Origin of the sequence: Variovorax soli (genome assembly GCF_031454625.1) — a bacterium.
In the GTDB taxonomy this organism is placed as follows: Bacteria; Pseudomonadota; Gammaproteobacteria; order Burkholderiales; family Burkholderiaceae_C; genus Variovorax; species Variovorax soli_A.
In genome coordinates, this window is record NZ_JAVDRF010000001.1 from 253,963 (window position 1) to 275,932 (window position 21,970).

At 69.0% G+C, this 21,970-nt stretch carries 24 protein-coding genes; 10 read left to right on the top strand and 14 right to left on the bottom strand.

The features are described 5' to 3' along the window. Positions 1-26 precede the first annotated feature (26 nt). The gene (locus tag J2739_RS01260; protein WP_309897887.1) at positions 27-773 is read right to left on the bottom strand and encodes a hypothetical protein; all 747 of its coding nucleotides are present in this window, start codon (positions 771-773) and stop codon (positions 27-29) included. A 136-nt stretch (positions 774-909) separates the two neighbouring features. On the opposite strand from J2739_RS01260, the gene J2739_RS01265 reads away from it, so the two are divergent. Further along, entirely contained in the window at positions 910-1,881 is a 972-nt protein-coding gene (locus tag J2739_RS01265; RefSeq protein WP_309897888.1) for a threo-3-hydroxy-L-aspartate ammonia-lyase, read from the top strand. Positions 1,882-1,884: 3 nt separating this feature from the next. Here J2739_RS01265 and J2739_RS01270 read toward each other — a convergent pair whose 3' ends face one another. Genes J2739_RS01270 through J2739_RS01280 form a run of 3 tightly spaced genes read right to left on the bottom strand, consistent with a single transcriptional unit; the run spans position 1,885 to position 6,569 of the window. Further along, positions 1,885-4,170, bottom strand: a complete 2,286-nt coding sequence (locus J2739_RS01270) for a N,N-dimethylformamidase beta subunit family domain-containing protein (RefSeq protein ID WP_309897889.1) — start codon at positions 4,168-4,170, stop codon at positions 1,885-1,887. After that, positions 4,167-5,141 carry a Bug family tripartite tricarboxylate transporter substrate binding protein gene (locus J2739_RS01275; RefSeq protein ID WP_309897890.1) on the bottom strand — a complete coding sequence of 325 codons (975 nt, stop codon included), beginning with the start codon at positions 5,139-5,141 and terminating at the stop codon, positions 4,167-4,169. The genes J2739_RS01270 and J2739_RS01275 overlap by 4 nt, the downstream gene beginning before the upstream one ends. Positions 5,142-5,168: 27 nt before the next feature. Continuing rightward, complete coding sequence (locus J2739_RS01280; RefSeq protein ID WP_309897891.1) at positions 5,169-6,569, bottom strand: aminotransferase family protein; 1,401 nt, start codon at positions 6,567-6,569, stop codon at positions 5,169-5,171. Between the two features lie 54 nt (positions 6,570-6,623). Between J2739_RS01280 and J2739_RS01285 the strand changes: the two genes are divergently transcribed. Further along, the gene (locus tag J2739_RS01285) at positions 6,624-7,556 is read left to right on the top strand and encodes a LysR family transcriptional regulator (RefSeq protein WP_309897892.1); all 933 of its coding nucleotides are present in this window, start codon (positions 6,624-6,626) and stop codon (positions 7,554-7,556) included. Between the two features lie 17 nt (positions 7,557-7,573). On the opposite strand, the gene J2739_RS01290 is transcribed toward J2739_RS01285, so the two are convergent. Beyond that, on the bottom strand, positions 7,574-8,887 hold the full coding sequence (locus J2739_RS01290; protein ID WP_309897893.1) for an AsmA-like C-terminal region-containing protein: 1,314 nt from the start codon (positions 8,885-8,887) through the stop codon (positions 7,574-7,576). Positions 8,888-8,993: 106 nt separating this feature from the next. Here J2739_RS01290 and J2739_RS01295 point away from each other — a divergent pair, with 106 nt between their 5' ends. Then, a complete protein-coding gene (locus J2739_RS01295; RefSeq protein WP_309897894.1) occupies positions 8,994-9,419 on the top strand; it encodes a hotdog fold thioesterase in 426 nt (141 codons plus the stop codon). Between the two features lie 39 nt (positions 9,420-9,458). Then, the gene (locus tag J2739_RS01300; RefSeq protein WP_309897895.1) at positions 9,459-10,817 is read left to right on the top strand and encodes a solute carrier family 23 protein; all 1,359 of its coding nucleotides are present in this window, start codon (positions 9,459-9,461) and stop codon (positions 10,815-10,817) included. Here J2739_RS01300 and J2739_RS01305 read toward each other — a convergent pair. After that, positions 10,784-11,119 (bottom strand): hypothetical protein, encoded by a 336-nt coding sequence (locus tag J2739_RS01305; protein ID WP_309897896.1) that lies wholly within the window; start codon positions 11,117-11,119, stop codon positions 10,784-10,786. The two genes, J2739_RS01300 and J2739_RS01305, sit on opposite strands and share 34 nt — an antisense overlap. Positions 11,120-11,342: 223 nt before the next feature. On the opposite strand from J2739_RS01305, the gene minC reads away from it, so the two are divergent. The 3 genes from minC (at position 11,343) to minE (ending at position 13,322) form a co-directional block, all read left to right on the top strand. Then, positions 11,343-12,098 (top strand): septum site-determining protein MinC, encoded by a 756-nt coding sequence (gene minC / locus J2739_RS01310; protein ID WP_309897897.1) that lies wholly within the window; start codon positions 11,343-11,345, stop codon positions 12,096-12,098. Positions 12,099-12,224: 126 nt separating this feature from the next. Continuing rightward, positions 12,225-13,040, top strand: a complete 816-nt coding sequence (gene minD, locus J2739_RS01315) for a septum site-determining protein MinD (protein ID WP_309897898.1) — start codon at positions 12,225-12,227, stop codon at positions 13,038-13,040. A gap of 3 nt (positions 13,041-13,043) precedes the next feature. Continuing rightward, a complete protein-coding gene (gene minE / locus J2739_RS01320) occupies positions 13,044-13,322 on the top strand; it encodes a cell division topological specificity factor MinE (protein WP_309897899.1) in 279 nt (92 codons plus the stop codon). Positions 13,323-13,332: 10 nt separating this feature from the next. Here minE and J2739_RS01325 read toward each other — a convergent pair whose 3' ends face one another. Together J2739_RS01325 and J2739_RS01330 are read right to left on the bottom strand one after the other, a co-directional pair. Next, positions 13,333-14,247 (bottom strand): alpha/beta hydrolase, encoded by a 915-nt coding sequence (locus J2739_RS01325; RefSeq protein ID WP_309897900.1) that lies wholly within the window; start codon positions 14,245-14,247, stop codon positions 13,333-13,335. A gap of 204 nt (positions 14,248-14,451) precedes the next feature. Then, complete coding sequence (locus J2739_RS01330) at positions 14,452-15,054, bottom strand: TetR/AcrR family transcriptional regulator (RefSeq protein ID WP_309897901.1); 603 nt, start codon at positions 15,052-15,054, stop codon at positions 14,452-14,454. A 121-nt stretch (positions 15,055-15,175) separates the two neighbouring features. Here J2739_RS01330 and phaP point away from each other — a divergent pair, with 121 nt between their 5' ends. Then, positions 15,176-15,667, top strand: coding sequence for a TIGR01841 family phasin (phaP, locus tag J2739_RS01335; RefSeq protein ID WP_309897902.1), 492 nt, complete (start codon positions 15,176-15,178; stop codon positions 15,665-15,667). A 216-nt stretch (positions 15,668-15,883) separates the two neighbouring features. Next, the gene (locus J2739_RS01340) at positions 15,884-16,030 is read left to right on the top strand and encodes a hypothetical protein (protein WP_309897903.1); all 147 of its coding nucleotides are present in this window, start codon (positions 15,884-15,886) and stop codon (positions 16,028-16,030) included. Positions 16,031-16,104: 74 nt separating this feature from the next. On the opposite strand, the gene J2739_RS01345 is transcribed toward J2739_RS01340, so the two are convergent. Both J2739_RS01345 and J2739_RS01350 read right to left on the bottom strand, forming a co-directional pair. Further along, a complete protein-coding gene (locus tag J2739_RS01345; protein ID WP_309897904.1) occupies positions 16,105-16,455 on the bottom strand; it encodes a hypothetical protein in 351 nt (116 codons plus the stop codon). Positions 16,456-16,481: 26 nt separating this feature from the next. Beyond that, positions 16,482-17,057 (bottom strand): cob(I)yrinic acid a,c-diamide adenosyltransferase, encoded by a 576-nt coding sequence (locus tag J2739_RS01350; protein ID WP_309897905.1) that lies wholly within the window; start codon positions 17,055-17,057, stop codon positions 16,482-16,484. 58 nt (positions 17,058-17,115) lie between these two features. Here J2739_RS01350 and J2739_RS01355 point away from each other — a divergent pair, with 58 nt between their 5' ends. After that, entirely contained in the window at positions 17,116-18,540 is a 1,425-nt protein-coding gene (locus J2739_RS01355) for an FAD-binding oxidoreductase (protein WP_309897906.1), read from the top strand. A gap of 41 nt (positions 18,541-18,581) precedes the next feature. Here J2739_RS01355 and J2739_RS01360 read toward each other — a convergent pair whose 3' ends face one another. The 4 genes from J2739_RS01360 to J2739_RS01375 form a co-directional block, all read right to left on the bottom strand. Then, positions 18,582-19,472 carry a CsgG/HfaB family protein gene (locus J2739_RS01360; protein ID WP_309897907.1) on the bottom strand — a complete coding sequence of 297 codons (891 nt, stop codon included), beginning with the start codon at positions 19,470-19,472 and terminating at the stop codon, positions 18,582-18,584. Positions 19,473-19,586: 114 nt separating this feature from the next. Beyond that, on the bottom strand, positions 19,587-20,528 hold the full coding sequence (locus tag J2739_RS01365; RefSeq protein ID WP_309897908.1) for a ParB/RepB/Spo0J family partition protein: 942 nt from the start codon (positions 20,526-20,528) through the stop codon (positions 19,587-19,589). A gap of 5 nt (positions 20,529-20,533) precedes the next feature. Continuing rightward, entirely contained in the window at positions 20,534-21,076 is a 543-nt protein-coding gene (locus J2739_RS01370; RefSeq protein ID WP_309897909.1) for an RBBP9/YdeN family alpha/beta hydrolase, read from the bottom strand. Positions 21,077-21,118: 42 nt separating this feature from the next. Continuing rightward, entirely contained in the window at positions 21,119-21,970 is an 852-nt protein-coding gene (locus J2739_RS01375) for a ParA family protein (RefSeq protein ID WP_309897910.1), read from the bottom strand.

Here is a 21,970-nt window from a genome sequence, read left to right on the forward strand (position 1 = left end):
AGGGCGCGGAAGAAGACACCCGCTTCCTACATCAGCCAGCGTCCCCCGCCTCGGCGCGGGGTCCGGTCCGGCACGCCGTAAGGCAGCGGCAGCGACGCGGTCGTGCGGCTGGCCTGGAGCACGGCGCGGTCGGTCTCGACCTCGTGGAAGCAGGCCAGCATCGCGTTCACGCCCGGCGCCCGCCCGGGCTGCGTGCGCCAGGCCGGCCATTCGTGGTCCATCTGGGCGCAAAGGTCCTTCCAGGTTTCGGCCAGGGCCGCCCAGGACACCAGTTCGGGATCGGCCACGCGGCGTGCGAGCTGGCGCAGCGCGGGCTGCAGCGAAGGCACCTGTTCCACGAGCAGGCGGCAGCGCCGGAATTGCTGCGCATTGCCTGGCAGGTCCAGCGCGGCGCCGCCGTAGTGGGGCGGGCGCACGCCGGTCAGCAGCGTGAAGAGCGCCAGGCTGGACAGGCCCTGCTCGCCGGCTGCCAGCCAGCGCACTGCCTGCGCGTCCAGCCGGCGCGCCGCGCGGCCGAGCTGCGCGCGCACCCGGCCGGTGGCGGCGGCGGCTTCCTGCTCGCGCAGGCGCGCCAAGCCCTCCGGCGGGCCGAGGACGGCCGTGGCGCCCAGCATGCGCGCCACGTCGGCATGCAGCACATGCAGGTCGCTCGCCTGCCGCAGCAGGCGCAGCCAGCTCCCGAGCGGCATGTGGCCGTACACGATCGTGCAGCCTTCGCGCTGCAGGATTCGGTAGTTCGGCGGGCCCTGTGGGGGCATCTTCCACGTGCTCATGCCTGTCTATCGGCAAGGCGGGGGTCAGCCAACAGGGCATCGGCGGAAAAAAGCGCGACGGAAAGGACGATCTCGAGCCCGGGGATGGCCGATTCCTCGCGCTACGGATAATCCGTTCAACAAAGGAAGTGCCCGCATGCCAGACACCTTGAAGCTCCCCACCTTCGACGACGTGGCCGCCGCCGCGCTGCGCCTCGAAGGCCATGCCCATCGCACCCCCGTCCTGCGCTCGCGCACGGCGGACGAAGAACTGGGCGCGCAACTCTTCTTCAAGTGCGAGAACCTGCAGCGCATGGGCGCCTTCAAGTTCCGCGGCGCCTTCAATGCGCTCGCGAAGTTCGACCCGGCGCAGCGGCGCGGCGGCGTGGTGGCCTTCTCCTCGGGCAACCATGCACAGGCCATCGCGTTGTCGGCGCGCATCCTCGGCATGCCGGCGACCATCGTGATGCCGCACGACGCGCCGGCCGCGAAGGTGGCGGCGACCCGGGGCTACGGCGGGCAGGTGGTGATCTACGACCGCTACAAGGACGATCGCGAGCAGATCGGGCGCGAGCTGGCGCAGAAGCACGGCATGACGTTGATCCCGCCCTACGACCACCCGGACGTCATGGCCGGCCAGGGCACGGCGGCCAAGGAGCTGTTCGAGGAAACGGGCCCGCTCGATGCGCTGTTCGTGCCGCTGGGCGGCGGCGGGCTGCTCTCCGGCTCGGCGCTGGCCACGCGGGCGCTCGCGCCGCAGTGCAAGCTCTACGGCGTGGAGCCGGAAGCGGGCAACGACGGGCAGCAGTCCTTCCGCAGCGGACGCATCGTCCACATCGATACGCCCAAGACCATCGCCGACGGCGCGCAGACGCAGCACCTGGGGCAGCACACCTTCGCCATCATCCGCCGCGATGTCGACGACGTGCTGACGGCGAGCGATGCACAGCTGGTCGAGGCAATGCGCTTCTTCGCCACGCGCATGAAGCTGGTGGTCGAGCCCACCGGCTGCCTGGGCTTCGCGGCCGCGCGCGCGATGAAGGCACAGCTGCACGGCCTGCGCGTGGGGGTGCTGATCAGCGGCGGCAATGTCGACGTGGAGCGCCTGGGCGCTCTGCTCGCGGGCTGAGCTTCACTCCCCGGGCCGGACCCCGAAGCGGTACAGCACATTGCGCAGCAAGCGGCCGAAGAGCGGGTCGCAGCCCAGCACCCAGGCCGCACCCACCGCGCCCGCGTGGAACACACGGCCGCCCTGAGGTCGTTCCCAATAGATCATCTCGGCCGAGAGGCCGTCGATGGATTCGGTGAGGTTCGAGAAGCAGTCGAGGTAGGCGTCGAGCCGGCCGGGCACGCGGCGGATGCCGCGGGCAATGACCTCGATGCCCTGCTGCGGCACGGGCAGCGACGCACCCGGCGACACCTGCTTCGTCATGCGCGCCAGGGTGGCGATGGTGAGATCCCACTCGTGGCCGATCGCGCGCGGCAGCCCGCCGCCCGGCGCGTGGCCGAAGGTCTGGCCTTCTTCGAGGCCGAGCGGATGCGGCTCGTTGAACAGGGCATGCCGCGGCTGCGTCACGTGGTAGACGCCGAAGTCCTCGCCGTCGGCGAAGGCCCAGCCCGCCGTCTCGAGGCCGACGATGTCGGCGGCCGCGCGACCCGACGCCTTGAGGCGACCGCCGCGCGCCCAGTCCTGGCTGTGGTACTGCTCGCCGAAGGAGCCCGCGGGCGGGCCCACCGGCGGCACGGTCTCGTCATGGCCGGGGCCGTTGACCTTGCGCTGCTCCATGACGCTCATGTCCTCGTCGTAGCTCACGCGCAGGTACATGGTGTTGCCCGAGAGCACGATCGCGCTGCCGCCGCGGCGAAGGTAGTCGTCCAGGCCATCGATGGCCGGGGTCGACCAGTATTCGCTGTGGCCGTTGACGACGACAGTCCGGTAACGCGAGAGCAGCGATGGATCGCGATGCAGGTCGATGTCGCCGATGACATCGAAGTCGTAGCCCTCGCGCTCCAGCCACACATGGAGGCGACGTTCGAGCCTCGCCCATTGGCTGAACCCGCTGCCTTCGGGGTCGTACAGCGCATTGGGGCTCCCGTTCGGCCACGGCATGCGCAGGCCGACCTGGTAGCAGGGCTGGCCGGCGCGGTGGTAGGTGTAGCTGCAGTAGGCGGGCGCCTGCGGATGGCAGCTCTCCAGGCCCGCCGAGCGGCGCGGCCACACGGGATCGTCCACCACGTTCTTCGCGAAAGGCGTGCTCGCATAAGCCAGCCAGCTGTTGACGGCGCACAGCACGAGAATGGGGGCGCGCGCCGCATGCGCGGGCTTGCGGACGATGAAGGTGATGTCGTAGTCCGCCTCTCGGCCGTCGAGCTCGAAGCGCAGGCGAGCGACGTAGAGGCCGGACCTTGCGTCCTCCGGCACGCGGAACACGTGCGTGGCCTCCCAGCGGCAGTCGTACAGGTCGTCGCTCGCCAGCCGCAGGCCGTGGCCCCGGGTCGGATCGCTGAAGGGGTCGTAGCTCGATTCGGTGTCTTCGCCGGCGCCGACCTTGGCCGGCTCGAAAGCCGGGCCGACGATCATCCAGGTGCCATGGTTGACGATGCGGCCGGTGCGCTGATGGCCGCTCGCATCGGCCACCTGCGCGCCGCGTTCCTCGCGCAGTGGCCAGCACGCCAGCACCGAGCGGCCGGCGGGGACGACCAGGCCGCGTCCCGCGAAACGCTGCGCGATCTCCCCCGCTTCCAGCGCGCGGTCGTACAGCACGGGCATCAGCAGGTCGGCGTCGGCAAAGAGGTCGGCCAGGCCGTCGACGGCGGCGGCGCCGAGGCGCAGCGGTGCGGGGCCGGGCCGCACTTCCTGCGCGGCCTCCCATTGCCCGGCCTGCACGCCGTCGATCCACAACGCGGCCACCCGGCCGTTCCACGTGGCGGCGACATGCTGCCAGCGCCGCGCGGCCAGGCGGCCGCGGGCCTGCAGCGCATCCGCCTGGAAGGCGCCGCCATCGCCGAGGTGCAAGCCCAGCGCGCCGCCCTCCTCGATGAAAAGGCCCCAGCCGCACCGGGCAGGAAAGTCGTACTGGCCGATGAGGCTTTGGCGCACGTCGACGCGCCACGGCTTGACCCAGCATTCCACCGTCAGGCCGCGCAAGGGCAGTGCGGCGGGCAAGCCCTTGTCGACATGGACGTAGGAGCCCGGATGAATGGGCTGCACCCGCGCCGCCGAGGGCGCAAAGCGATGCAGGACCACGTCGTCGCTGCACCCTTCCACGTCGCTGCCCAGCCTGCAGACGGAGAGCTGCCAGGGCCTGTCGCTGCTGACGTGGAAGCGCAGCAGTTCACCGGCCGCCACGCTCTTGCGGTTGGCATAGCCGTGGACCCCCGGAAGATGAAGCGGCTTGTGCGGGGGAATGCAGCTCATTCGGAGGTGAAGCCCGAGGCCTTCACCACGGGCCCCCAGCGCTTGAGGTCGTCTTCGATGAGCCGGCTCAGCTCGTCCCCGCTGCTCGGGTGGGGATTGCTGCTGAGCTTGAGCAGCCGCTCCTGCACCTCCTTGTTGGCAAGTGCCTTGCCGAGCGCCGCATGCAGCTGGTCGACGATCGGCTTGGGCGTTGCGGCCGGCACGAACAAGCCTGTCCATTCGAGGTTGTCGAAGTAGGGCTGGCCGAGCTCCTTCAGCGTGGGCACGTCGGGTAGCAGCGCGGCGCGCGTCGCGCCGTTGACCGCCAGCAGCTTCAGCTTGCCGCCCTGCAGGTGGGGCACCAGGTCGGCAATGGGCGTGATGCCGGCCGCGATCTGGTCGCCGAGCAGGTCCTGCACCAGCGGTGCGGCGCCGCGGTAGGGCGCGGCCACCAGGTTGACCTTGGCTTCGGCACCGAGGCGATAGCCGATGAACTGCGCGACGCTGCCTGGCGCGGGCACGCCGTAGCTGGCCTTCTGCGGATCGGCGCGCGCGATGTCCAGCCACTGCTTCACGTCCTTGGCCGGCAGCGCGGCGGGCACCGCGATGGCTTCGTAGAAGCTGGCGATGCGGCCCACGGCCTTGAAGTCCTTCACCGGGTCGTAGCGGACCGACTTCGAGGTCAGCGGCAGCATCACCATCATGTGCATGTTGGCCAGCAGCACGGTGAGGCCATCGGGCGCAGCGTTGCGCACGTACTCGGCGGCGATCTGGCCACCGGCGCCGGTGCGGTTGTCGACCACCACGGTGGTGCCGAGCTCCGCCGCGAGCTTGTCGGACAAGGTGCGCGCCTGCACATCGGCCGAGCCGCCGGCGGGGTAGCCGACGATCAGCTTGATGGGGCCCTTGCCGGCGGCGATCTGCGCCGGGGCGGCAGCGGCGAAGGCAAGGCTGGCGCAGGCCAGCGCGGCCTGCAGGAGACGATCGATCATGGTGAGCCTTTGGAGGATGGAAAAAGGTCAGGCCGAGAGGCCGTTGCGCGCGATCTCGTCGGCAAGATCGGCGAGCGATGTCTCGAGCAGCTCGGCCAGCGTGTCGATCTCGGACTCGCTGATGGTGAGCGGCGGCGTGATCATCTGGAAGTCCCCGAAGGCGCCGAGGTTGGCGCGCCGGTTGTAGAGCGCGATGCCACGCTTCAGCCCGTGCCCGGTCAGCCGCGCGGGCGCGTTGAAGGACGCGGGCAGCTGCCGCCGCGTGGACTTGTCGGCGACGATCTCGATCGCCGTCAGCAGGCCCTTGCCGCGCACGTCGCCCACGATGGGCGAGCGCGCCGCGATGTCGCGCAGCCGCGCCATCAGCAGCTCGCCCCGCTCGCGCGCCCGCGTGACCAGGTCCTGGCGGATCACCTCGTCGACCACGGCGTGCGCGACCGCGCATGAAAGTGGATTGGTGAAGTAGGTGTGGCCATGCACGAAGCCGCCGCTGCCGGCCACGGCGTCGACGATGCGGTCGGGCGCCAGCAGGCAGCCCAGCGGGGTGTAGCCCGCAGCCAGCCCCTTGGCGAGCGTGACCAGGTCGGGTCGCGCGGCAGGCCAGTGGTGCGCGGCGAGGAAGGCGCCGGTGCGGCCGGCGCCGCTCATGATCTCGTCGTAGATGACGAGCACGCCATGGCGATCGCAGATCTGCCGCACACGCTCGAAGTACGCGGGCGACGACACGACCGCGCCGGTCGAGAGGCCGCCAATGGGTTCGAGGATGAAAGCGAGCACGGTCTCGGGACCTTCGCGCAGGATGGCCTGCTCGAGTTCGTCGGCGCAGGCCATTTCGTGAGAGGCGGCCGTGTGCCCCTGCGGCACGCGGTAGGACAGCGGCGCCGGCACCTTGGGCATCGCGCGGATCATCGGCCCGTACAGCTCCAGCGTGTTCGCGTCGCCGGTGACCGCGAGCGCACCCAGGGTGGAGCCGTGGTAGCTCGGGTCGCGCGAGATCACCTTGCTGCGGCTGCCCTGCCCCGTGACCACCGCGTACTGCCGCGCCAGTTTGAGCGCCGCTTCGTTGGCCTCGGAGCCGCCCGAGACGAAGAAAGCGCGATCGAAGCCCTCGCCCGCCAGTGCGCAGACGCGATCGGCCAGCGCGATGTTGTGCTCGCTCTCGAAGAAGCGGGGGTAGGCGAAACTGACCTTGGCCGCCTGCTCGGTCATCGCGGCGAGCACGCGCGGGTTGCCGTGGCCGATGTTGGCCACCACTGCGCCGGCCGTTGCGTCCAGGTAGCGCCGTCCGTCGGCGTCCCACAGGAAGATGCCCTCGCCGCGGGCGATGCGCGGCGGGCGCGGCGCGCCCTTGGGCGCGTAAAAGCCGAGGACGGTGCCGCCCTGGGGCGTGTCGCCGACGGTGCGGGCGATGGAGGCCGGGTTGTTCATGCCGCGCACGATACGAACAGAGCGCCCTGGCGGGTAGACGTATGGAGCGATGAAGTGCTATACGTCATGCGCATGAAGTACACCCACGACCGCCTGGACCTGCTCGCCACCTTCATCCGCATCGGCGAGAGCGGATCGCTCAGCAAGGCGGCGCGCCTGCTCGACACCACGCAGCCGACGGTGAGCCGGCGCCTGCTGGAACTCGAGCGGCTGCTGGGCTGCAAGCTGGCGCTGCGCACGACCGCGAGCTTTTCTCTGACCGACGAAGGCCGCTCGCTGCTGGCCGAGGCGCACGACCTGACCGATCGGTGGTCGGGCCTGTCGCACCGGCTGTCGGGCGGCCAGAGCCGGCCGGAGGGCACCTTGCGCGTGATCGGCCCCTCGGGCTATGGCACCGGCTTCCTGACGGACGCCGTGACGGACCTGCGCGCCGCGCACCCCGGCCTGCGCATCGAGCTGACGCTGACCGATCGCGTGGTCGACCTCGCGGCCTCGGGGGCGGAATGCTGGGTCTGCGTGGGCGAGGTGCGCGACCCGGGGCTGGTGTGCCGCCACCTTGGCGCCATGGAGCGCGTGCTGATCGCCACGCCGGGCCTGCTCGAGCGCACCGGCCCGGTCACGCTGGCGCGGCTGCCCACGCTGCCCTGTGTGGGTCTCGTGCCTTATGTGGAAGGCAGCGTGCGGCTGCTCGATCGCTCGGGTCGTTCGCGCATGGTGCGGCTGGACACGCCGATCAAAACCGACAGCCTGTTGTCGAGCTACCGCGCGATCCTCAACGGCGCCGGGATCGGCGCCGCCGCGCCCTGGATGTGCCACGCGGACATCCAGGCCGGCCGGCTCAAGCGGGTGCTGCCGCACTGGTGGCTGGAGCCGATCGGCATCCACGTGGCGCTGCCGCCGGGGCTGTACCGGCCGGCGCGGGTCACGGCTTTCATCGAGGCATTGAAGCAGCGCATGCATGCACTGCCGGGATTCAGGCCCGCGTGACGGCAAGGAGCGCCGGCTCAGCGCGCCTTGGAAGGCGCCGGGCGCCGCGGCGTCTTCTTCTCGTCCTCCCCGCCGAAGAGCTTTTCCACCTGCTGTCCGACGCGCGCGCCGATGGCGGTGCCCACGCCGGGCAGCACGGCCGTCCCCACCGCGGCACCGGCCAGGGCGCCGCCGGTCATCGACAACTGAGGGTTGTCGAGCGTGCCGGCCAGCTTGAGCGGCACGCCGACCAAGCCGTCGACGAGGTCGATCGCCATCTCGCCGTTCAGACGGCGATTGAGCACGCTCGCGCTGCCGCTGGCGCTGAGCACGCCCGAGCGCGCCTGCAGGCCCTGGTAGCGCAGCAGGATGCCGTCCCCCGTGTTCTGCGTCTCGACCGTGCCCGTGAGCTCGTCGAGCACCGTCTGGCCACCGCGCGCGGCGCCCGGCGGGCCGACCACCTTCGACAGATCGAAGCCCTTCAGCGTCGCGGGCCGCATGGCGAAGCGGGTGCGGGTGTTCAGGTGGCGGACCAGCTCGCCGACGTTGTCGCCCTCGCTGCGCACTTCGGTGCGGCCGTCGAAGCGGCCCTCGATGGCCTTGTGCCGGCCGAAGGCGGTCACCAGTTCACCCACGTCCACGCCCCGCGGCTCCAGCTCGGCGCCGAGGCGCAGGCCGCCCTTGTCCACCGTCTGAAGCGCGGCCTGGCCGTTCCAGGTTCCGCCGCCGGCATCGATCTGGACGCGCCAGCGGTCCTCCTCGCCTTCGCGCGTCAGGCGCAGGCGCGTGGTGGGCGACACGCCGGGGCGCCGTACTTCCGCCTCGCGCGGGCGCCAGCCGGGGTCGAAGCGCAGCTCGGCGTCGTAGGCGAGCGCGATGTCGCGGCGGTTGATCCACACGAGGTCCTGCAGCCGCAGGCGCTCGACCGGGATTTCGGCGGGGGTCCACGCGCCGGCGATCATGCCGGAGACCCCGTCGCCCTTCCATCGGCCGCGGAAGGCGCGCACCGAAGGCTGCGGCAGCACGGCGCCTTCGACCTCGATCGCTTCGATGGCGATGGTGCGCCGTAAAAGGGCCGAGAGCCGCGGCCGAAGCACCATGCGGCGCACGGTGATCGGCCGCGGCTGCGCGGTCGCGAGATCGCTCAGCACCACGACGGGCGCCGGCCGCAGCGACCAGGTCGCGCCGCCCACCCGCAAGCCGATGCCGCTCGCGCGCTCGAAGCCCTCGCTGATGCGCGCCGCAAGCGCATCGTCGCTCGGCAGCAGGCGCCAGGCAAACCAGCCCAGGCCGCCCAGGAACAGCAACACCGCCACGCCAGTGCCGAGGAGCCATCGTCGCGTTCGCGTCATCGCCGCAGCTTAGGCCGGCGGCCGTTCGGCCTTGTCGTCTGCGGGCGTCCCGTCATGTCAGGGCCAGTCGCTATAGTTTTGGCCACATCACGACCTGGAGAAACCGATGTCCATCTGGAAAAAAGAGATCTCGATCGAGGAACTGACCCGCAGCCACGAGAACACGGCGGTCGCGACGCTGGGCGTGGAGTTCCTCGAGATCGGCCCGGACTTCATCCGCGGCCGCGTGCCGGTGGACACGCGCACGCGCCAGCCCTACGGCATCCTGCACGGCGGCGTGTCGGTGGTGCTGGCCGAGACGCTGGGCTCCTGCGGTGCGCACTACTCGGCACCCGAGGGCCATCGCGCGGTGGGCCTGGACATCAATGCCAACCACCTCAAGTCCACCACGTCGGGCTGGGTGACGGGCGTTGCGCGCCCGGTGCACCGCGGCCGCAGCACGCAGGTGTGGCAGATCGACCTCAGCAACGACGCCGGCGAGCTGACCTGCGTCTCGCGCCTCACCATGGCCGTGCTGATCCCGCAGGGCTGAGCGCGCCCGCCCAAGAACAACAACGAGGAGAAAAAGACCATGAGCGATTCCTTCTTTCCGCGCTGGCGCGAGGTCGCGGCCGGGCATGCCGCCGTGGTGGCGCCGGACGAGCGCCTGCCCTGGCCGCAGACCGCCGCGATGGGCGTGCAGCACGTGATCGCGATGTTCGGCGCGACGGTGCTGGCGCCGATCCTCATGGGTTTCAATCCGAACATCGCGATCCTGATGAGCGGGATCGGCACGCTGATCTTCTTCGTGGTGACGGGCGGCCGGGTGCCGAGCTACCTGGGCTCGAGCTTCGCCTTCATCGGCGTGGTGATCGCGGCCACCGGCTATGCCGGCCAGGGACCGAACGCCAACCTCGGCGTGGCACTCGGCGGCATCATCGCGTGCGGCGCGGTCTACGTGCTGATCGGCGTGCTGGTCGCGGTCACCAACGAGCGGCACCACAAGTCGGCGCCGATCCGCGGCGTGGAGGTGGAGGAGATCGAGCAGGACGTCGCCGTGCACTGGATCGAGCGGCTGATGCCGCCCGTGGTGACGGGCGCGGTGGTGGCGGTGATCGGGCTCAATCTCGCGAGCGTGCCGATCAAGAACATGGCGCCGACCGGCTTCGACACCTGGATGCAGGCGCTGACTTTCCTGTGCGTGGGCTTGATCGCGGTCTACACGCGCGGCATGGTGCAGCGCCTGTTGATCCTGATGGGGCTGATTGCCGCGAGCCTCATCTATGCGGTGCTGGCCAACGGCCTGGGGCTGGGCAAGCCGATCGACCTCGCGCCGCTGGCCGCGGCGGCGTGGTTCGGCCTGCCGAAGTTCGCAGCGCCGGTGTTCGAGGCCAACGCCATGCTGCTGATCGCACCGGTGGCGGTGATCCTGGTGGCCGAGAACCTGGGCCACATCAAGGCGGTGAGCGCGATGACGGGGCGCGACCTCAATCCCTACCTGGGCCGCGCCTTCATCGGCGACGGCATCGCGACCATGGTGAGCGGCGCGTGCGGCGGAACGGGCGTGACCACCTACGCCGAGAACATCGGCGTGATGGCGGCCACCAAGATCTACTCGACCGCGATTTTCGTGGTGGCGGCGCTGATCGCGCTGCTGCTGGGCTTCAGCCCGAAATTCGGAGCGCTGATCCAGGCGATCCCGTTGCCCGTGATGGGCGGCGTGAGCATCGTGGTTTTCGGACTGATCGCGGTGGCGGGGGCGAAGATCTGGGTCGACAACAGGGTCGACTTCTCGCAGAACAGGAATCTGATCGTGGCGGCCATCACGCTGATCCTGGGCACCGGCGACTTCACGCTGAAGTTCGGCCAGTTCGCACTGGGCGGCATCGGCACCGCGACCTTCGGTGCGATCCTGCTCTACGCCCTGCTCAACCGTTCGCGCACCGCCTGAGGCGGACTCCAGCGCGGGAGGGCGCGGGTCCGGTAGGTGCGTAGGATCCTCGCCATGAGCTCCTGGAACAGCCCGAGCGGATCGTCGACCATGCGCGCGACGGGGTAGCTGCCCAGCGCGAGGCCGGCGAAGCGGATCTGGACGCGGTCGAAGTAGTGATGCAGCCCCTGCCCCGCGTCGAGCAGACAGCGTTCAGCGGTGTCGAAGAAATCGCCGCACTGGAGCTCGGCCTCCGGTGCGGCGCCGAGGCTGTAGGTAAAGAGGCCCGGCTGCACCGTTCGAATGTCGAGGATGGGTTGCATAGGAAGGAAGGAGGTCCCGTGCTATTTCGAAGCGGCAGAGTGTCTGAAAACACGGGGGTGGTGCTTGTAGGAGTCAAGCGCTCTTTCGTGCAGGTGTTGCGTGCACGAATCAATGTGAAACCCCATGCAAGATGTGTTGTGCCGCGTCATCTTTCCATGAAGCATCGACAGGTTGCCCGCCACTGCCCGTTAGACTCCAACGCTTTTCGCACCTACGTTTTCCATGGCCGACGCATCCGCCGCGCGCACCCGAGCGGTTTTCGAATTCAAGAGCGCGACGCTTCCGCTGATCGCCGTGATCCTCAAGACCGCCGATTTGGGCGTGCTGGCCGAGGCGCTGGACGCACAGCTCGCCGATTCCCCTGACTTCTTCGACCAGGAGCCGGTGGTCATCGACCTCTCGCAGCTCGAGCAGGACGATGCGGCATCGGGCATCGACTTCGCTGCCCTGCGCGCCCTGCTGGCGCGCCACCAGACGCAGCCGGTCGCGGTGCGCGGCGGCAGCGATGCGCAGAACTTCGCGGCACGGGCAGCCGGCCTTTCGGTGACCACGATGCCGGTGCCGCCGGCGCCCAGCCCGCGGCCGCCCGCTGCGCCCGCCGAGGCGCCCCAGCCGCAGATCGTGCGCGAGCTGCCGGTGCCGGCCAGCGGCACGCTGGTGATCGACAAGCCGCTGCGCTCGGGCCAGCAGGTCTATGCGCGCGGTGGCGATGTGGTGGTGACCGCCGTGGTGAGCTTCGGCGCCGAGGTGATCGCGGACGGCAACGTGCATGTCTATGCGCCCCTGCGTGGCAAGGCGATCGCGGGAGCGCGCGGCAACACCGAGGCACGCATCTTCACCACCTGCATGGAAGCGCAGCTGGTCGCGATCGCGGGCATCTACCGCACCGCGGAAGTCGCGCTGCCCGCGGAGATCGCGGGCAGGGCGGCGCAGATCTCGCTGGATGGAAAAAAGATCGTGATGAGCGCGATCGCATGAGTCTGGCGGCTTGCCACTTCGTATGGTTCGCCACTCCGCGCGCGCAAGGCGCGGCAGCCGTGGGGCGGCCCGGCGGCGGCGGCCCGCACGCGCGCAAACTGAACAATTGAACTAGGAAGGACTGGAATGGCCAAGATTGTGGTGGTGACCTCGGGCAAGGGCGGCGTCGGCAAGACGACCACGAGCGCGAGCTTTGCATCGGGGCTCGCGCTGGCGGGCAAGAAGACGGCCGTGATCGACTTCGACGTCGGCCTGCGCAACCTGGACCTGATCATGGGCTGCGAGCGGCGCGTGGTGTACGACCTGATCAACGTGATCCAGGGCGAGGCCAACCTGAGCCAGGCACTGATCAAGGACAAGCAGTGCGACAACCTGTTCGTGCTGGCCGCCTCGCAGACGCGCGACAAGGACGCGCTGAAGCAGGAGGGCGTGGAGAAAATCCTGAACGAGCTCAGCGAACAGGGCTTCGACTACATCGTCTGCGACTCGCCCGCGGGCATCGAGACCGGCGCGCTGATGGCAATGCACTACGCCGACGAGGCGCTGATCGTGACCAACCCCGAGGTGTCCTCGGTGCGCGACTCCGATCGCATCCTGGGCATGCTGGGCTCCAAGACCAAGCGTGCCAAGGAAGGCGGCGAGCCGATCAAGGAGCACCTGCTGATCACGCGCTACAACCCGAACCGGGTGGCCGGTGGCCAGATGCTGTCGCTGGAGGACATCCAGGACATCCTGCGCATCAAGCTGATCGGGGTGATCCCGGAGTCCGAGAGCGTGCTGCAGGCTTCCAACCAGGGCATCCCGGTGATCCACGACCAGGAGAGCATGGTGGCGCAAGCCTATGCCGACGTGATCGCGCGCTTCCTTGGCGAGGACAGGCCGATGCGCTTCGTCGACGCCGAGAAGCCCAGCTTCTTCAAGCGCTTTTTCGGAGGGAGATAAGCCATGTCCTTCCTCTCGTTCCTCCTGGGCGAAAAGAAGAAGACGGCGGCGGTCGCCAAGGAGCGGCTGCAGATCATTCTTGCGCACGAGCGCAGCAGCCTGAGCAGCAAGCGCCGGCCGGACTACCTGCCGGAACTGCAGCGCGAGCTGATCGCGGTGATTTCCAAGTACGTGTCGATCAACGCCGACGACATCAAGGTCCACCTGGAGAAGCAGGACGATCTCGAAGTGCTCGAGGTCAAGATCGAGCTTCCCGACGGGGCGGCGCTGGCGGCGCGCTGAGCGCCCTGGGTCAAGCCTTCGCCTTCGAGATGAAGGCGGTCACCTGCTGCAGCACCGAGGGCTCCCTCAGGATGCGGCGATGGCCCAGGTCCTGCGTCGCGACGAGTTCTGCGCCGGCGATCGCGTCGCGGTAGGCCACGCCGTCGGCGAAACGATTCACGCGGTCGCCGCGGTCATGGACCACCAGCGTGGGCTGCGCAATGCGCGGACCGACAGCGGCCGGCTCCAGCAGCGGCATCAGGATGCCCTCGCGCGCCTCGATGCGGTGCTGCATGGCGGCACGCGTCCGCTCGCTGAGGCCGAACACATGGGCGAAATAGCGGGTGAACGCATGCGGCGATGCGGGTGGCGCCAACAGCACCAGACGTTCCACGTGCAGGCCGCGGCTGGCGGCATAGGCCAAGGCGTTGGCGCCCAGCGAGTGCGCCGCGATCGCCTTGAGCGCGGTGCCCTCCAGGGCCAGCCGGGCCGCCACGTAGTCGATGGCCCGCGCGAACTGCGGAAGGTTGCTCACCGTGCCTGCGCTCCTGCCATGGGCCGGCATCTCCAGCAGCAGCGGGGCAAAGCCGGCAGCGGTCAGGGCCTGCGCCAGCGGCAGCATCTGGCCGGCGTGGCCGCCCCAGCCATGCACCAGCAGCACGCGCGGGGCGTCGGTCGAGGCCGTGTCGCGTGCGTACAGCCCCAGGCTGGCGTTTTCGAAGGCCCAGGCCTCGCGCTGCCAGCCGGCCTCGGGGCCATGGCGGCGGTTCAGCCACTTGAGCGGCAGAGGCGTGCCGAACAGGCGGTACGCGGCGCGCACTCCGAGGGCGGGCCAGGCCCGCTGCGATGCGCCGAGGGCCAGGCGCAGGGCGCGCATCCAGGGGCTGGTGCCGTAGTAGTTGGAGGACGCGGCAGAGGGGGCGGCGGGGGACGGGGCAGTCGTCATGACGGATTCCTTGTTTCTCAGTACCAGACCCAGTCCTCGTTCTTCTGCGGGAGGCTGCGCACCGTCTCGAAGACCGTGCGCGCGCCCAGCCCGATCAGGCAGGCACCGAGAAACAATAGAGCGATCAACATGGTTTTCTCCTTTATCGCACGGATGTGCGAAATTTAGGCAGGCTAAAGACAAGGGGGATGGCCCGCATGGGATTCAGGCCCGGTAACCGGCCAGCAGCCGCTGCCAGGTGAGCTGGGCCCGGTCGGCGGCGTGGGGGTCGCGCAGGAAGCGCGCGTCGTGCAGCAGGGACATGATCAGGCCGTTGATCTCGCTGACGAGTTGGGCGGGATCGGTGTCTGGCCGCAGCTCGCCGGTTTCGATCGCCTGCAGCACGGTGCGGCGCAGGGCGGCGCGCCAGCGCGTGACCTCCGCCACCAGCAGGTCGCGCAGTTCGCCCTCGCGGTCGTCGAACTCGAAGGCGCCGGCGGTATAGATGCAGCCGGTCTCGGTCTCCACGTCGCGGGTGCGCACGATCCAGCGCGAGACGATCTCGTCGAGCCGCGCGAGCCCCTTCGGCTTCTGCATGGCGGGCACGAACACGTCGGCCAGGAAGCGGCGGCCGAACTCCTCGATCACCGCCTTCTGAAGCGCCTCGCGCGAGCCGACGCGGGAGAACACGCCGCTCTTCGACAAGCCCAGCCGCGTGGCGACAGCCTGCAGGGTGATGGCGTCCAGGCCCTCGGCCGAGGCGAGGTCCATCGCCGCGCCGACGATTGCCGTGCGGGTCAGCTCGCTCTTCTGAGTCTTCGCGTCCATGCCATCCAATTTAGCACATGCGTGCGAAATTACAAGACAAGAAGAATTGGGGCTTTGCAGCTTCCATCCGGCCAGGGTGTGGGCGTATCGTGGCGGCTCCAACCACAACGCGGAGAGAAGCATGGCAACCAGCAGCAAGACGAGCAGCACGGCCAGCGCCAAGAAGGCACGGTCGACGGCTGCGGACGATGTCCAGGAGGCTTTCATCAAGCCGCTCAAAGGCATGGCCGAACGCCTGCAGAATCTCCCGCTGGCCGGCGCGGCCAGCACCATCGTCGAGAGCGGGCGCAAGGACCTGCAGGCACTGATGGAGGCCAACGAGCGTTCCTATCAGGGCCTGCAGGCCGTGGTGGCGCGACAGACCGAAATGCTCAAGGCGTCGATCGTCGACTGGCAGGGCACGGTGAAGGGCATGTCGCCTGCCGAGCCGCGCGAGAACCTCGCCAAGCTCGATGCCATGGGCAAGGCCGCCTTCAAGCAGGCGCTGGACGACATCCGGGAACTGTCGGAGCTCGCCGCGAAATCCCAGGCCGAGGCTTTCGACATCGTCAGCCAGCGCATCCGCGCCAACGTGGACGAGGTCAGCAAGCTGCTGAAGACGCCGCGCAAGTAGAAAGCCCTCGACGGCGAGGGTGCTCACGAGAATTCGCGAAAAAGGTCCGTGACGGCGCGCGCAGGAAGCGTACATTGGTCTCTTTCGTCTGCGATCGGAGCGATTTTGGCCAAGGCATCGACTTCTCTTCCTACGCGCAATCCCTCCCCTGCGGCGGCCGAGCAGGCCGCGGCGCGGGAAAGGCTGCGGCAGGCCCTGCCCGCCACGGTCCACCTGTTGAAGCAACGCCAAGCCGACCAGATCTCCGATGCCGACATCGAAGCCTACGTGGCCCTCAACTGGCTCGAATGGCATGGCGGCGGGCTGCGCCTGACCATCACGGGGGGCAACGTGTGCGCCCAGAGCGCCGCAGCCGCCGCCTGAATCCCTCCTTCGTCGACGCGATGATCCGGGCGATCCGCCCGGTGTAAGAGGCGGCAAAGACCCGCGGGGCCCTCTCAGGGCGCGCTGCCTTGCGGACCGACGGGCGGCGCCCCGCGGCCGTGCCCCCCGGGCAGCTTGCGGCCCAGCGATTCGCCAAAATTTCGGATCGGCCGGCTCGCACGCTCGGAGGTGTTGTTGACACCCCGGCGCGTGGCCGCGTCGGCGTGCTCGATGCTGCGGCCCGCGGCGTCGGTGCCGTGCTGGATGCCACCGAGAACCTTGCTGTTCTGCGGCGGCGGCTTGCGGGCATGGGCGCGCGGCGGCGTGGGGGGATCGTTCGCGTTCTGCGCGGCTGCCGCCAGCGGCAGTGCAAGCCAGGCCGCGAGTGCGGCGGCACACGCGCATGAGAGGGGCTTGTTGGGCATGGGTCGGTCTCCTCGGGTCGGGTATTTCATGCGTCGCCAGCGGCGGCAGCGCGTGCCATCCGTTCGCTCTTCCAGTACACGTCGTCGCCGCCATCCACACGGTTCAGCACGCGCGCCAGCACGAACAGCAGGTCGCTCAGGCGGTTGAGGTACCGGCGCGGGGCGTCATTGAGCTCGGCCTCGTGGCCCAGCGCGACCAGCGCACGCTCGGCACGCCGAGCAACCGTACGGCACACGTGGGCCTGCGCGGCCCCGCGGGTGCCGGCCGGCAGGATGAATTCGGCCAGCCGCGGCAGCGCGGCGTTGTGTTCGGCCAGCGCGTTGTCGAGCTGCAGCAGCGCCTCGTCCTTCAGCAGCGTGTGCCCGGGCATCGAGAGCTCGCCGCCCAGGTTGAAGAGCTGGTGCTGCACATCGACGAGCAGTTCGCGCACCGGTTCCGGCATGGGCTCGCACAGCAGCAAGCCGACATGCGAGTTGAGCTCGTCCACCTCGCCCAGCGCGTGCACGCGCAGGTGGTCCTTGGGCACGCGCGTGTTGTCGCCGAGGCCGGTGGTGCCGTCGTCGCCGGTGCGCGTGGCGATCTGCGTGAGTCGGTTGCCCATGGGGCTGTCCTCGTGGAAGGTGGTTCGTAGAATGGTAGCTCCCTCAGGAGACCCGCCGATGAATGCGCCCACCGCCCTCTCCCACCTTACGCCGGCCATCGCGCTGCGCGAGGTGCCCGACGTACTGATCGAAGCCCTGAAGGCTCGCTTCGGCAACAACTGTTCCACGGCGCTCGCGGTGCGCACACAGCACGGCCGCGACGAGTCCTCGTTCGACGCACCACCGCCGGCGGCCGTGGTCTTCGCCGAGAACACGCAGGACGTGGCGGACGCGGTGAAGCTCGCCAGCGGATACAGCGTGCCGGTGATCCCCTTCGGCGTCGGCTCCTCGCTCGAAGGCCACCTGCTCGCGGTGCAGGGCGGCATCAGCATCGACGTGAGCCGAATGAACCGCGTGCTCTCGGTCAATGCCGAGGACCTCACGGTCACGGTGGAGCCCGGCGTCACGCGCAAGCAGCTGAACGAAGAGATCAAGAGCACAGGCCTCTTCTTCCCCATCGACCCCGGCGCCGATGCCTCCATCGGCGGCATGACGGCCACGCGCGCCAGCGGCACGAACGCGGTGCGCTACGGCACCATGCGCGAGAACGTGCTGGCGCTCGAGGTGGTCACCGCCAGCGGCGAGCCGATCCGCACCGGCACCCGCGCGAAGAAGTCGTCGGCCGGCTACGACCTCACGCGTCTCTTCGTCGGCAGCGAGGGCACGCTGGGCGTGGTCACCGAGATCACCCTGCGCCTCTATCCATTGCCCGAGGCGGTGTCCGCCGCCATCTGCTCCTTCCCGAGCATCGAGGCTGCCGTGCGCACCACGATCGAGATCATCCAGCTGGGCGTGCCGATCGCGCGCGTGGAACTGATCGACGTCAACACCGTGCGCATGGTGAACGCCTACTCCAAGCTGGCTCTGCGCGAGGAGCCGATGCTCCTCATGGAGTTCCACGGCTCGCCGGCGGGCGTCAAGGAACAGGCGGAGACTGTGCAGGAACTGGCCAGCGGCCATGGCGGCAAGGCCTTCGAATGGGCCAGCACGCCGGAAGAGCGCACGCGGCTATGGACCGCACGGCACAACAGCTACTTCGCGGCGGTGCAGTCGCGCCCGGGCTGTCGCGTGATCTCCACCGACACCTGCGTGCCGATCTCGCGGCTCGCGGACTGCCTGCTCGAATCGGTGGCCGAAGCCGATGCCAGCGGCATCCCTTACTTCCTCGTCGGGCACGTAGGCGACGGCAATTTCCACTTCGGCTATCTGCTCGATCCGAATGCTCCCGAGGAACGCGTGACGGCCGAGAAGCTCAACCACGCCCTGGTCTCGCGCGCGCTGGCGCTCGAAGGCACCTGCACCGGCGAGCACGGCGTGGGGCTGCACAAGATGGAGTTCCTGGTGAACGAAACCGGGGCCGGTGCCATCGACATGATGCGCACCATCAAGCGCGCGCTCGACCCCAAGAACATCATGAACCCGGGCAAGATCTTCAGCCTCTGAAAGGCTCGAAGGCCGATGCCCGGTCCCTCCTGAAGCCCAGCCTACTTGCGGCGCGCCGGCGCACGCGCCGCCGGTGCCGAGGTCTGCGAAGGCGCCGCGCCGCCGTCGACGCCCAGCCGTCCACCGCCCCCCAGGCCTTGGCCCTGCACCGTCTGCGCCTTGTAGTTGCGCAGCGAGACGACCATCTGGTTGAAGGCGTCCATGAAGGCAGCGCTGATCACCTTGCCCTGCGCCGTGTTGGTGTAGCCGCCCAGGCCGCCGGCGCCGCCCCCGCCGAAGACCGAGCCGAAGGCGCCGAAGTCGGTCTTGGAGGCGCTGCCCTCGGAAGCCGCGACCTGTACGCCTGAACGGTTGTCGATCAGCGTTAGCAAGGCACTCGCTTCCTTGGTCTGGAGATTGCCGCCGACCGCCGCGAGTACGCCGCTGTAGCGGCCGCCGACCAGGCCGCCGAGCCCGCCGCCCATGCCGCCGGCATTGCTGTTGCTGAACACGATCTCGGGCGACAGGCCGTAGTCCGAAGCGACCATCTGGCCGCGGCCGAAGTTGCTGCCCTGACGCATCTCGCCGGAAGCCATCAGGTCGCGCTCACGCGACATGGCGTTCATGCCTGCCGCGCCGCGCTCCACCACCACGAAACAGTTGGACTGCTGCACCAGCAGGCGCAACAGGTTTGCGGTGGGCGGCAGCTTGTATTCATTGCGCAAGATGGTGTACCAGCCGGCCGACTGGTTCTCGATCAGCGAGACAGTGCCCAACGGCGAGGCGCAGCGTTCCAGCGAGCCGCTGGTATTGGCCGATGCGGTGCCGGCGGCGCTGCCCGTCGCGACGGTCTTCGCGCTCTGACTGCCCATTTGCATGTCCGTGGTCTGGCAGCCGGTCAGGAAAAGAGCCCCCACGGCAGCGGCGGCGAGCGAAGAACGGGCGATGGTCATGGTCGGGGTCCCTCAGAGAACTTTCTGCTTAACGTTAAGAAAAGTAACGGGCAGAGCATAGGCGTTAAGAAGCCCCCGGACAATCGTCCGGAAGCTAGGACTTCCCTCTTGCGGCTAGGCCGTTTGGCGGATGCGATCGATCAGGCCGTTGAGGGCCTCGAGCGAGCCGAAGTGGATCGCGAGCTCGCCGCTCTGCTCCACCTTGCCTCCTCGCTTGCTGCGCTTCTTGATGCGCACCTCGACCTCGGCCGCCAGCAGGTCGGCCAACTCTTCCTCGACGCGCTGCAGGTCGCGCGATTTTTCTGCGACGCCGCGCCGCACGGTCGGGCGCAGGCTGAACTCGGCGCCCAGCTTCTTGACCAGCGCCTCGGCCTCTCGCACCGAGAGTTTCCGGGCGGCGATCTGGTTGGCCGCGGTGATCTGTGTGGCCTTGTCCAGCGACAGCAGCGCGCGCGCATGGCCCATGTCGATGTCGCCTGCCATCAGCATCGCCTGTGCGGGCTCGGCGAGGTTCAGCAGACGCAGCAGGTTGCTGGCAGCACTGCGCGAGCGGCCGACGGCCTGGGCGGCCGACTCGTGGGTCAGCCCGAATTCGGAGACCAGGCGCTGCAGGCCCTGCGCCTCTTCCAACGGGTTGAGATCTTCGCGCTGGATGTTCTCGATGAGCGACATGGCTGCCGCGGCCTCGTTCGGCACGTCGCGCACGAGCACCGGCACGCTGTCCAGGCCCGCCAGCTTGGCCGCGCGAAAGCGGCGCTCGCCCGCGATGATTTCGAACTCAGCGTTGTTGGCGCGTGATGCATCGCCGTCGAGGCGGCGAACCAGGATGGGCTGCATGATGCCCTGCACCTTGATGCTCTCGGCCAGCTCGTAGAGCGCGCCCTCGTCCATCCGGGTGCGCGGCTGGTAGACGCCGGGGACCATCTGGTCGAGGCTCAGGGTCGTGGGGTTGGGCGGTGCGGCATCGTCGTTGGCCGAGCTGTCCGGACCGGTGAAGGTCGGCCCCAGCAGGGCTTCGAGTCCACGGCCGAGGCCCTTGGGTTTCTTGGTGGCCATCGAGGTCATTCGTCTTTCAGGAGTTCGTTCAGCAGTTGCCGGCCCTCTGGCCAGTCGCCCAGCCCGGATTCGCCGTTGAGATGGCCGCCGGGGCCCGTGTCGTGGTAGCGGGCGCCCCAATCGCGCGCCATGTCGCGCGAACGCTCGGCGCTGCAGTAGGGATCGTCAGTGGCGGCGATCACCAGCGCGCGAAATGGCAGGCGTTGGCGCGTGATCGGCGCCCAGCCGGGAATCATCTGGCGCAGGTCCTCGCGCTCGAGATCACCCGGGGCGACCAGGAGCGCGGCCCGGACCTTCCGGGTGTTGCGCGAATGGGCGGCCCAGGCGGCGACCAGGATGCAGCCCAGGCTGTGCGCCACCAGCACCACCGGCGACGTTGCGGCCAGCACTTCTTCCTCGAGGCGCGCCGACCAGTCGCCCCGCAATGGCCGCATCCATTCGTGCTGCTCGACGCGGCGATCGCCATGCACGGCCTGCCAGCGGCTTTGCCAGTGCGAGGCATCACTGTTCTGCCAGCCAGGCAGCAACAGGATGGCGGGTGAAGTCATCTGCTGCAAAATTGATAGCAAGAAGAGATGATCCGGCGGCCCTCAGAGGGCATTCGGGACCTGAACGGTGATCGGCGGAGCATCCATGGGCACCGGTGCGGCCGCGCCGGCCCCGGCCATCGCGCTGGCTGGCGGCATCTTGCGCACCAATTCCTCTGCAAAGGCAATGAAGGCCTGGCTGCCGCGCGCGGCCGGATCGAAGATCACGCCGGGCAGTCCGTAGCTCGGGGCCTCGGCCAGACGCACATTGCGGGGAATCACGGTGTCGAACACCTTGTCGCCAAAATGCCCCTTGAGCTGCTCGCTGACCTGCTGCTGCAGGGTGATACGCGGGTCGAACATGATTCGAAGCAGGCCGATGATCTGCAGGTTCTTGTTGAGGTTGGCGTGCACCTGTTTGATCGTGTTGACCAAATCGGTCAGGCCCTCGAGCGCGAAGTACTCGCACTGCATGGGGACGATCACGCCGTGTGCGGAACAAAGACCGTTCAGCGTCAGGAGGCTGAGGCTGGGCGGGCAGTCGATCAGAATGAAGTCGTACTCGGCACCGACGGCGGCCAGCGCGGTGCGCAGCCGCTTCTCGCGGCGATCAAGCGTCACCATCTCCACCTCTGCGCCCGCCAGCTCGCGGTTGGCACCCAGCACGTCATAGCCGCATTTCTCGGACTTCACGCGCGCTTCCGCCACCGAGGCGGACTCGAGCAGCACGTCGTACACGGTCGTTTCCAACTGTCGCTTGTCGATGCCCGAGCCCATCGTCGCGTTGCCTTGCGGGTCCAGGTCGATCATCAGGACCCGCTGCCCCACCTTGGCCAGCCCGGCGGCGAGGTTGACAGTGGTCGTGGTCTTGCCCACGCCGCCCTTCTGGTTCGCAATGCAGAAGATCTTCGCCAT